The 10,138-nt window shown below is 43.9% G+C and carries 11 protein-coding genes; 9 read left to right on the top strand and 2 right to left on the bottom strand.

Annotated elements, in window-relative coordinates:
* Positions 1–203 precede the first annotated feature (203 nt).
* The gene (locus tag HZC34_05930; GenBank protein ID MBI5701363.1) at positions 204–2,627 is read right to left on the bottom strand and encodes a hypothetical protein; all 2,424 of its coding nucleotides are present in this window, start codon (positions 2,625–2,627) and stop codon (positions 204–206) included.
* Positions 2,628–2,694: 67 nt separating this feature from the next.
* Positions 2,695–3,558, bottom strand: coding sequence for a glycosyltransferase family 2 protein (locus HZC34_05925; protein MBI5701362.1), 864 nt, complete (start codon positions 3,556–3,558; stop codon positions 2,695–2,697).
* A gap of 19 nt (positions 3,559–3,577) precedes the next feature.
* Here HZC34_05925 and aroQ point away from each other — a divergent pair, with 19 nt between their 5' ends.
* From aroQ to HZC34_05880, 9 genes are all read left to right on the top strand, one after another.
* Complete coding sequence (gene aroQ / locus HZC34_05920; protein MBI5701361.1) at positions 3,578–4,015, top strand: type II 3-dehydroquinate dehydratase; 438 nt, start codon at positions 3,578–3,580, stop codon at positions 4,013–4,015.
* Positions 4,012–4,689, top strand: coding sequence for an aminopeptidase P family protein (locus tag HZC34_05915; GenBank protein MBI5701360.1), 678 nt, complete (start codon positions 4,012–4,014; stop codon positions 4,687–4,689). Before aroQ ends, HZC34_05915 begins: the two co-directional genes overlap by 4 nt.
* A 1-nt stretch (position 4,690) precedes the next feature.
* Positions 4,691–5,845: a cation:proton antiporter gene (locus HZC34_05910; protein ID MBI5701359.1), complete on the top strand. Its 1,155-nt coding sequence runs from the start codon at positions 4,691–4,693 to the stop codon at positions 5,843–5,845.
* Positions 5,842–6,540: a 2-C-methyl-D-erythritol 4-phosphate cytidylyltransferase gene (gene ispD, locus HZC34_05905; GenBank protein ID MBI5701358.1), complete on the top strand. Its 699-nt coding sequence runs from the start codon at positions 5,842–5,844 to the stop codon at positions 6,538–6,540. The genes HZC34_05910 and ispD overlap by 4 nt, the downstream gene beginning before the upstream one ends.
* Positions 6,524–7,957: an anthranilate synthase component I gene (trpE, locus tag HZC34_05900; GenBank protein ID MBI5701357.1), complete on the top strand. Its 1,434-nt coding sequence runs from the start codon at positions 6,524–6,526 to the stop codon at positions 7,955–7,957. The genes ispD and trpE overlap by 17 nt, the downstream gene beginning before the upstream one ends.
* On the top strand, positions 7,954–9,183 hold the full coding sequence (rodA, locus tag HZC34_05895; protein MBI5701356.1) for a rod shape-determining protein RodA: 1,230 nt from the start codon (positions 7,954–7,956) through the stop codon (positions 9,181–9,183). Before trpE ends, rodA begins: the two co-directional genes overlap by 4 nt.
* A gap of 105 nt (positions 9,184–9,288) precedes the next feature.
* Entirely contained in the window at positions 9,289–9,537 is a 249-nt protein-coding gene (locus tag HZC34_05890) for a DUF3006 domain-containing protein (protein ID MBI5701355.1), read from the top strand.
* Positions 9,524–9,769, top strand: a complete 246-nt coding sequence (locus HZC34_05885; protein MBI5701354.1) for a hypothetical protein — start codon at positions 9,524–9,526, stop codon at positions 9,767–9,769. Before HZC34_05890 ends, HZC34_05885 begins: the two co-directional genes overlap by 14 nt.
* A 58-nt stretch (positions 9,770–9,827) precedes the next feature.
* Complete coding sequence (locus HZC34_05880; GenBank protein MBI5701353.1) at positions 9,828–10,118, top strand: hypothetical protein; 291 nt, start codon at positions 9,828–9,830, stop codon at positions 10,116–10,118.
* Positions 10,119–10,138 lie beyond the last annotated feature (20 nt).

The raw sequence follows: 10,138 nt of genomic DNA, 5'->3' as shown, positions 1-10,138 counted from the left end.
TTCCAGCCGGTCATGAAGCTAGCCAAAAAAGTTCGCCTAGGCTCAAAAAGAAAGAGAAAATATATTCGCTTTACAAGGCCTATAGAACAAAAAGACAGAGAAGTGGCAAGAAATCACCGGCAAACGAAGAGGAGGCTTATGGTCAGGTTTTAGTTGATAAAACGATACCCGCTTTCGGTTAGGTTCTTAGATGATTTGACACGCTATAAGGCCGAGATCACAAATTTGCTGGCTTGGCTGGTATTAATTCCGCCCGTCACCTTGGAGAAAAATCTATCCACGGTTCTTTTGTCGGCATTGGGCGATAGTTCAACCTCCAATCCGCAGAAATAGCCCCTGATCTTTATCCCTTTGTCTGTTTGCGCATATTCCGGATCAATACTGAATGGGCCGATGTTTATTCCCGCTTCGGCGATTCTGCCAAGGACTTTTATTAATATATCAATGTCGAATTTTTGGAGCTTAAATGTTAATTTGAACGATCTGGCTTTTCTTCTTTCGGGATAAGTTACTGCTTTATCGTCATAAACATCCCTAAGGTCGGATAATGATCCGATCATCTGCGCTTGAGGATCATAAGAGCCATATGGGCTTTTTTTCAAAGTAACTTTTGTAACAATAAGCGTCATATTCCCGCCGGGTATCTCTTTTGTCATGAACCATAACGGGCTTAAATTCGACTCTTTAAAATGCTTTAAGATATCGTTGAGCATCCCCGGGACGTCTTTTGCAAGAATATAGACATCCGCCTGATTTCCATCCGGCGTTAATATGTAAGCCGCCGCAAGCGGCGAATTTGACAAGATCCCGATCGCATCATCAACTATTTGGTCGCGATTTCCCAATAATCCCGCCGCCAAATAAAGGCCGTCCTCATTTTGCAGGCCTAATAATTTTGCCGCCCTTAATACGGACGGGAGGACTAAAATGTGCGCGGAATCTTTGCCTTGCTCGCGCAAAATAATATTCCTTAAACCTCGCCCAAGCGAGGCTTCAAGTTTTTGGAGTTTCGGGTCGAATGCCATTTTGCCGATCTCAATGACCTTTGAGCTTCTTATTGCAACAGCAGTTGGATCAAAGCTATCCCTTTGGGCGGCTTGGATGATCACTTGGGCGGCAAGCGTTCCGACCTTGTCGCGCCTGCCCGGGGGAATTTGCCTTTTCGAGGTTTTTTCTTGCATGTCGGGAATTATGACCATATCCCCGGTCATTAATTCTTCGAATACCGATAACCTGGCATTCTCGTATTGTTCCGTCTTTTCATTGTATCTTTCGACATCGACAAACTCCGGGCAATACAATCCCGTTACTGGCGATACGGCAAAGGCAAAGTCTAAAAGAGTGATCTTGTTTTTATATGGGCATGCAATAAGCTTATATACTGTGCCTTTTGCGCTGATCGCGTATGTATCGCTAAAGGGCGCAAGAAGGCCCCCTGCTTGGGAAGGTTTTGTTCTCTCCATAGAGAACTTATAAAACGAATGGGAAGCAGTCCCTTTTTCAGCAACCTCATGCATCCTTTCGGTCCTGATCTGTATGCTGATAACAGCTCCGATCCTATGGTTGCGAAATAGTAAATGGATGGATTCATAGCCGTTAGGCTTGCTGCCAATGTCGTACTTAGTATCCCTTTTATTTCCTAAGACCACGCCATCGATATAATTATATCTTTCCGAATAATCTTCGGTAAACCCGAATCCATCCATCTCTTTTATCACGATATCGCTTGCTTTTTTGCAGTCTACATTTTTCCCGTCGATTATTATCCTGAATCTTGCGGCATCGGTAAGTTTTTCATTCGGCCTGTTTAATTTCTTGACCGTGCTTGCGACTGTCTTTATCCCGTATTCGAACCGCGATCTTATGCCGGCTGATGACAATTCAACGGCGACCAATTCGCAAATTTCACCCAATTCGATAAAGGCTTGTTCCCTTGCACGGGCCGTAACTTTCGCGATCTCGCTTTCTGCCGCGATATATGTAGAATGGTCAAATCTGAAAAGAGCAAGATCTTCCAACTGTAATGCTATATGCTCAAGGTCCAATAATTTTAGAGCAGGGCCGAGAATATAGAATGTTTTTTTTGCAGTATCTTGGACCAAATCCTTTTCGCTGTTCGTTAGGCGGTAAAAGTCGTTTGCCGCTTTAAGTCCCCAAACATCCCGAGGCTCATCTTGGCGAATTCCCGAGTTGATCAACATGTTTATAGTATGTATTATTCCGATCTTTGTGAAATCATGGGCTTTAGCCGAAAGAGAATCTAATTTGTGGTATGAGCTTGCGATCATTTCGACTTCAGTGTCAATGTCCGGCCTGTGCGATATCGGAAGATCTTGAATCAATGCGGCAGCCGCGGCTTTTGGGCCAAAACCCCATGAAACCAGCAGTTTGGCAATATCCATTTTTGCCAATACATTGCTTATATGCAATGGGCGGTCAAGAGACGCGTAGAAAAAATTCATCCTTTCAAAAGCTATGGCCAATAATTGGATATCTTTTTCTTTAGAAGTACTTTTATAGGCTTGTGCCCAAACTTCAATATTATCTATCGCAAATTGCGGGACATAAGTTGCTTTTGGCGCTTGTTGACCGACAAGCGCCTTGCCCGGCCAAGTGGGCCTTTGCACTTGGGGACTTTGTCCAAGGCTGGGTATTCGTACCATGTATATATATCGCGAAAGATATGGGCGGATTTCAGATGGCGGCTGGGATTTCAGACAATACCGATAATTTTATTATATCCAAATAAGCGAGCAATCGATCAACGAATTTCTCCCGCTTAAAGGGAAATGACAGGACGAATAGGGGCAAGTAAAGGATAAGGGTAAAGATAAGGAGGGAGCGGTAGGAGTGGTATGCGATATTGCCATAATGTTTCTTCGTGAAATATAATCCGCCGCGGAAGCCTTCAACAAATAATCTTCTATTGAAAACTCGTTTACTACTATAGCCTCCGTAATGGACGATCTCGGCTTTTGGAATAAAAAATATCCTAAATCCCGCTTTTTTTATCCTTTTGCACCAATCAAGGTCGTCATTATAAAAGAAAAGATTTTCGTCCATGAGCCCGATCTTTTCAATGACTTCACGCCGGAGCATCAGGCAAGCCCCGATCGCAAAATCAATTTCGACCGGTATTTTTGATTCCCAGAATTTCTTTTGGAATAAGCTTCCTTGATGTTGATATGTTCCGTCCGTATTCAATAGTTTGGGTGAGCAGGCCCCCGCTTTTTGGTTTTTATCCATAAACTCCACCATTATGTCGAATGAGGAATCTTTAGTAATTGTGTCGTCATTCAACAAACATGAATAACGGCCGCGAGCTATTCTAAGGCCTTGGTTTGAAGCTTTTACGAAACCGGCATTTTCTTTGTTTTCGATCAGAATAACTTTTGGGAAAAGAGTTTTTATCATCTCTTGTGAGCCGTCTTTCGAATTGTTATCGGTTACAATTACTTCCAAAGACATTCTGTGCGTATTTTTAAAGATCGAGCCCAAACATTCCTGAAGGATCTTCTTGTTGTTGGTGTTTACTATTATTATTGATAAATCTATCATGCGATGCTAGAATTATATCATGAATAAAATACTAGTCATCCATGGGCCGAATCTCGACCTTTTAGGCGAACGGGAAGTCGATGTCTACGGCAAATTTACGCTCAACGACATTAATGTCTCTCTTGAAAACTTGGCCCGCGGGCTGAATATCAAATTAGAAATCATCCAGCTTCCCGGCGAGGGTGAGATAGTAAAAAAGATCGGGTCTGCCGCAAAAGAGGGGTTCAAAGCGATTATCATCAATCCGGGCGCTTATACTCATTATAGTATTGCTATCAGGGATGCAGTTGCGGGGATCCCGATACCGACGATCGAGGTCCACCTTTCAAATATTTATGCCCGCGAGGAGTTCCGCCATACGTCCGTTATTGCCGGAGTTGCAAAAGGGCAAGTTTCCGGATTTGGGTTAAGCAGTTATTTGCTCGGGTTAACGGCGGCTAACGAGCTTATTAAGTGATCCCGAAGGACTTCTTGCGATCCATAAAGATCGCTGAGAAAGTTTTTGACCAGATCCCCGAATTTTTAAAGCCCGGCGTCACCGAAAAATATGTTGCGCAAGAAATAAGAAAGCGGCTTAAGGAACACAACGCAAAAAAAGAATCGTTCAGGATAATTGTCGCCTCGGGATTACGGTCTTCGCTTATCCACGGTTTTGCAACTGAAAAGGTTATAAAAAAGAATGAGATTGTTATGTTCGATTTCGGAGCATTGTACAAAGATTATCGCTCCGATATTACGCGAACTTATTTTTTGGGGAAACCGACAAAAAAGCATAAATTTATTTTTAATTTGCTTCTCAAGGCCCAAGCGGCGGCGATCAAAAAAGTCAAAGCGGGAGCTGTCTGCAAAGATGTCGATAACGCGGCCCGCTCGATTATCGAAAAAGCCGGGTACAGGAAATATTTTAGGCATTCGACAGGGCATGGGGTCAGGTACAAAACACATGAACTGCCAAGGATCAACGGGAAAAATCCGAACAAACTTAAAGCTGGCCAGGTTGTCACGATCGAGCCAGGCATATACTTGGGCAAATGGGGCGGCATGCGCATAGAAGATATGGTGCTTGTTTTGAAAAATGGGTGTAAGATATTAACTAGACCGCCAAAAATGCTTGAATTGAGGAGGGAATGATATGGAAATAGGCAGTATCCTTTTGGCTTTGTTCTATATATTGGTTGCGTCGAAAATTGGCGGGGAGCTTGCGGAAAGGGTAAAGCAGCCCGCGGTACTAGGCGAACTGGTCGCGGGGATAATTATTGGCCCTTCCGTATTAGGGCTTATCAGTTCAAGTGAATTTATTTTGGTTTTAGCCCAGCTTGGGGCGATCATATTATTATTTGAGGCCGGCATCACATCCGATTACGAATCTTTTATGAAAGTCAAGCTTTGGGCCCTGGCCGTTGCGTGCGTTGGCGTCGCTTTCCCGTTTATTTTCGGATATCTAGTTTCGTCTTATTTTGGATTAAGTCTGATACAATCGGTCTTTGTGGGAGCGACCCTTACTGCAACAAGCGTTGGCATTACAGTTAGAGTATTCCAAGATATCGGGAAAATAAGATCAAAAGAAGCGCAGATCGTAATAGGGGCCGCCGTTGTCGATGATGTCATCGGGTTGATAATTTTGGCTTCTGTCATCGGCATCATTTCGACAGGGTCATTGTCGATCTTTAATATCTCAAAAATAACTGCGGTCGCCGTGTCTTTCCTTCTCGGCGCCGTCGTGATCGGGAATCTTGCGGCGCCTTTTATATTAAGATTTGTCCATGGCATGCGCGTGCGCGGGATGCTTTTTGTGTTCGCATTCTCATTTTGCATGCTTATGGCCTATTTTTCTCAAACGGCGGGGCTGGCTCCGATCGTCGGGGCTTTTGCGGCAGGGCTTGTGCTGTCGAGGACCGAGCACCAGGAGCATATTGAAAACCAGGTCAAGCCCGTATCCGATATTTTTGTCCCGATATTTTTTGTTATGATGGGCGTCGCGGTCAATCTTTCCCTGTTCAACTTTTCAAATCCTTCGAATTATCCGATATTGACTTTTGCTTCAGCCATTTTTGCGGTTGCTGTTATCGGCAAAATACTTTCAGGGTTCGTTGTTTTGGAAAAATTAAATAAACTGGCGATCGGCGTTGGCATGATCCCAAGGGGGGAAGTGGGGTTTGTTTTCGCGGCATACGGGCTTGCGCATAATATTATCAGCCAGGAACTCTATTCTGCGATGCTGCTGGTCGTTATACTTACAACTTTTATTACGCCTCCACTTTTAAAGCATTTTAAGAAGCTGACATGAAAACTGCCGTTATTATAACCGCGGGCGGAATGGGGACGCGCATGGGGGGGCCGAAACAGTTTTTAGGGTTGCTTGGCCGTCCAATGATCGAATGGACGATCAGCGCGTTCAAAGCTGTTAAATCGGTTTCAGGCATAATTCTTGTTGTTGCGGGAGATAATATTGAAAGATCCAAGAGGTTCGGGGTGACGATAGCCGTTAGCGGAAAAGAAAGAACGGACTCGGTCCGGAACGGGTTAAGATTTGTATCACCGGATACGGATATCGTTCTTGTCCACGATGGAGCGAGGCCTCTTATTACAAAAGACATAATCGAGAAAGCTATATCTGCGGCGAAAGCTTCTGGCGCTGTTGTTGTTGGGGTTCCTGTGAAGGATACAATTAAAATGACCAATGACGCAAACCTGCCTGCCGGCAGGCAGGTCCCAATGACCAATGGAGGTATAATTTTAAAAACTCTAGATAGGAGTTTTTTATGGCAGGCGCAAACGCCGCAAGCGTTCAAGTATGAGATAATAAAAAAAGCTTACGATAGCGCGAAAAGCGCAGGAACTGACGATTCGAAATTAGTTGAAGATCTGGGGATAAAGGTTAAAATGGTCATGGGTTCGTACGAGAATATTAAAGTAACGACTTCCGAAGATATAATAATTGCCGAAGCGATATTGAGGAAAAGAAATGTTTTATCCAAGTAAAGAAGAATTTGTAAGATTATCAAAGCAGGGGAACTTGATCCCCGTGTACAAAGAACTTGTCGCAGACATGGAAACCCCTGTTTCGGCATTCAAGAAAATAGAGGGTGATGAATACGCTTTCTTGTTCGAATCGGTCGAGGGCGGCGAGAACATAGCGCGATATTCATTCCTGGGATTAAACCCCTCCAAGGTTTTTAAGTTCACAGGGGATACAGATTCATTTGCCGAAGTAAAAAAGATCATCACTCTGTATAAGCCGGTAAAAATCCAGGGGCTTCCCCGCTTCCACGGGGGGCTTGTCGGCCATATTAATTATGATGCGATAAGGCACATTGAAAATATACCCGATAAAAATCCCGATGACCTGAAAGTCCCCGAAATGGAATTCATGCTGACAGATACGATCCTAGCTTTCGACCATGTGAAGCACAAAATATTGATGATCTCCAATGCTCATATTAAAGGCGATCCGGAAAAGGCTTACGATGAAGCGCGAGAAAAGATCTTGGCATTGGAAAAGAAGCTAAAGAAGCCCACCCCTACTGTCCCTTCGGGACATCTCCCCCTTATTAAGGGGGAGAATGAAAGGGGGTTAAAAACAATCTCCAATTTCACAAAAGAAGAATATGAAAAAGTTGTCGAGAAAGCGAAAGAGTATGTCAGGGCTGGGGATATCATACAAGTGGTTCCGTCGCAAAGATTTGAAACGGAATTTAAAGGCGATCCATTTGATGTTTATAGGATATTGAGGATACTTAATCCGTCCCCGTATATGTTCTACCTTAAATTCGGAAAAGTAACTCTTGCAGGCTCTTCACCCGAAGTTATGGTAAGGCTGGAGGACAGGGAAGCAGTAGTCCGACCTATTGCAGGGACAAGGCCTCGAGGAATAAACGAGAAAGAAGATAAAAGATTGGCCGAAGAATTATTGGCTGACGAAAAAGAGCGAGCGGAGCATATAATGCTTGTCGATCTTGCTCGCAACGATCTTGGCCGCGTCTGCGATAAAGACAGCATCAAAGTCACCGACCTAATGTCGATCGAAAAATATTCCCATGTCATGCATATTGTGAGCAATGTTGAAGGGACATTGCGCAAAGATAAGGATGCATTCGATCTTATCCGCGCGTCTTTTCCCGCGGGAACAGTTTCGGGCGCGCCAAAAGTCCGGGCTATGGAAATAATAGACGAGCTTGAAAATAAAAAACGCGGCCCTTATGCCGGGGCGATAGGATATTTTTCATTTACCGGCGAAATGGACATGTGCATTGCGATCCGCACGATTTTAATGCAGAACGGAAAGGCCTATGTGCAGGCAGGCGGCGGCGTTGTTGCCGATTCGATACTCGAAAAAGAATACGAAGAGACAATGAATAAAGCTCGTGCGATGCTTAAGACCCTCGAACTCCTGCAATGATAAGTTTGAGAATGCTCCGTGTTTCCGATAAGACAATTTGGTGCTGCGCTTTTTTTCTTATTGCCGTGGGTTTCCTTGCCATATTTTCGGTGAACTTCAGCGGCGACCTTAAAAACAGCGCTTCGGCCTTCCAGTTTGTTTCAAGGCAATTTTCAGCATTCTTGGTCGGGCTTGCAGGCTTAGCTTTTTTTGCCTACCTAGACTACAAGCATTTGAAAGTTATCGCGATCCCTTTTTATATCATTGTAACTCTTCTTCTGATATTTGTTTTGTTCAAGGGTAGTGCGGTGTCTGGAGCGCAAAGATGGATATATTTGGGGGCGCTTTCTTTCCAGCCATCAGAGCTGACAAAACTTTCAATTATCCTGGTTCTTGCGTCTTTTTTTGACTTTAAAAAAGAAAGATCTCCGATCTGGCCTATAGCCTTGATCTCGGGCATCCCTTTTATTTTGATTTTCAAGCAGCCAGACCTCGGCACAGCGCTTGTTATCGCTGCGATCACCCTGGGGATGCTTATTTGGAACAAGACATCCGGGATCACGCTTACAATGGTATTGACCCCGATCATCTCCGTCATAGTGCGGCCGAACATCTTTTTGTGGATATTCTACATTTTTTTATTGTGGTTCATTCTTTATTTCAGCAGGGTCAATTTTTTTGATCTTCTGGTCATAATGGGTATAAACATCGGCATAGGGATAGTGTTCCCGATGATCTGGGGGATGCTCAAGGAATACCAGAGATTAAGGATAATTTCTTTTTTAAATCCCGGGATTGACCCTCATGGCTCCGGTTATCATACCCTGCAAAGCTTGATCGCAGTCGGGTCCGGCGGAATTTTTGGAAAAGGGTTCCTTCACGGGACGCAGACCCAGCTTCATTTTATTCCAGAACAGCATTCTGACTTCATATTTTCTGCAGTTGCAGAAGAGTTCGGTCTGGTCGGCTCCGTGATCGTCATCGCAGCATTGGTAATAATGATACGGCGCGCATTTTTAATTGCCGATGGCGCAAGGGATTTTTTTGGGGGGATACTGGTTGCAGGCGCGTCTGTCATGATCGGGTTCCATACGCTTGTTTCGGTCGGGATGGTCCTTGGCGTCATGCCCGTTGTCGGGATCCCTCTGCCTTATGTCAGTTTTGGCGGGACATCGCTTATTGTAAATATGATCTTGCTCGGGATAATACAAAGCGTTGCGATGAGAAGGCAGAAACTTATATTCTAATGACCAATTAATAATGACCAAATCCCAACAATGTATTTATTATATTATTATCGCGAAGCGAAACAATGTTGGTCATTGGAAATTGGTCATTTTCAGGAGTAAATTATGAAACAAGAAGTTAAATTTAAGGCGATCGTTGATAGGATAGAAGGGAGCAAAGCCGTCCTTTTGATCGGCGAAGAAGAACAGGATGCCGTTGATTTCCCTAAAAGCTTTTTGCCGGAAGTTAAAGAGAGCGATATCTTAACTATTAAAGTCAAACTTCAATCGAGAAAGACTACAGAAGCAAAAGAAAAAGTTGCGGAGATGATAGAAAAGTTGAGGATGGTGGAGGAGAGCGATGGAAAAACATGAGTTCGAAGCTGATTTTGAGAGAATAAAATCTGAAGCCCTGGCTAAAATCAGCAGAGCCAATGAAAAATGGCGGATGGTTTCTCAAAAAGCGCAGGGATATCCTGACGCGGAAATTGACCTCGTGCACCTGAAGCTTGAACTCCAGATCGCCGAGACCGAGACCCTCATGGACATTGAGAAGATGGAAGAAAAAATAAGAAAGGCGGCAGAGGATGACCCGGCAGCAAGCTGATAGTATTGTCAAATAATTGCTTGACGCGAGAATTGTAAAAGGCTAAAATCTATCAATCATGGCTATAACAAAAAAAGATATAGAGATATTAAAAGAGACATTTGCTACAAAAGAAGATTTCAAGGGGCTTGAGTCCAAGGTTGGAGGACTCGAATCTAAAGTCAATAGCCTTGAATTCAGGGTTAATGCTGGATTTGATAAAGTGCTAACAGGTCAGGATAAAATTATCAAAGAATTGGAGAAAGCCCGAGAAGATAGGGTTTTTGCATTTGCAAAAGATAAAGATCAGGACTCAAGATTGGACAATCTGGATAGCCGTGTTAAGAAGCTAGAAGCCGCTCGCTCATAAATCTGGATGTCCGATCAGGT

The sequence above is a fragment of the Candidatus Saganbacteria bacterium genome (genome assembly GCA_016223245.1).
Lineage (GTDB): Bacteria > Margulisbacteria > WOR-1 > XYC2-FULL-46-14 > XYC2-FULL-37-10 > JACRPL01.
Note: the sequence above shows the minus strand (reverse complement) of the source record. Positions and strands in the feature narration are given on the sequence as shown.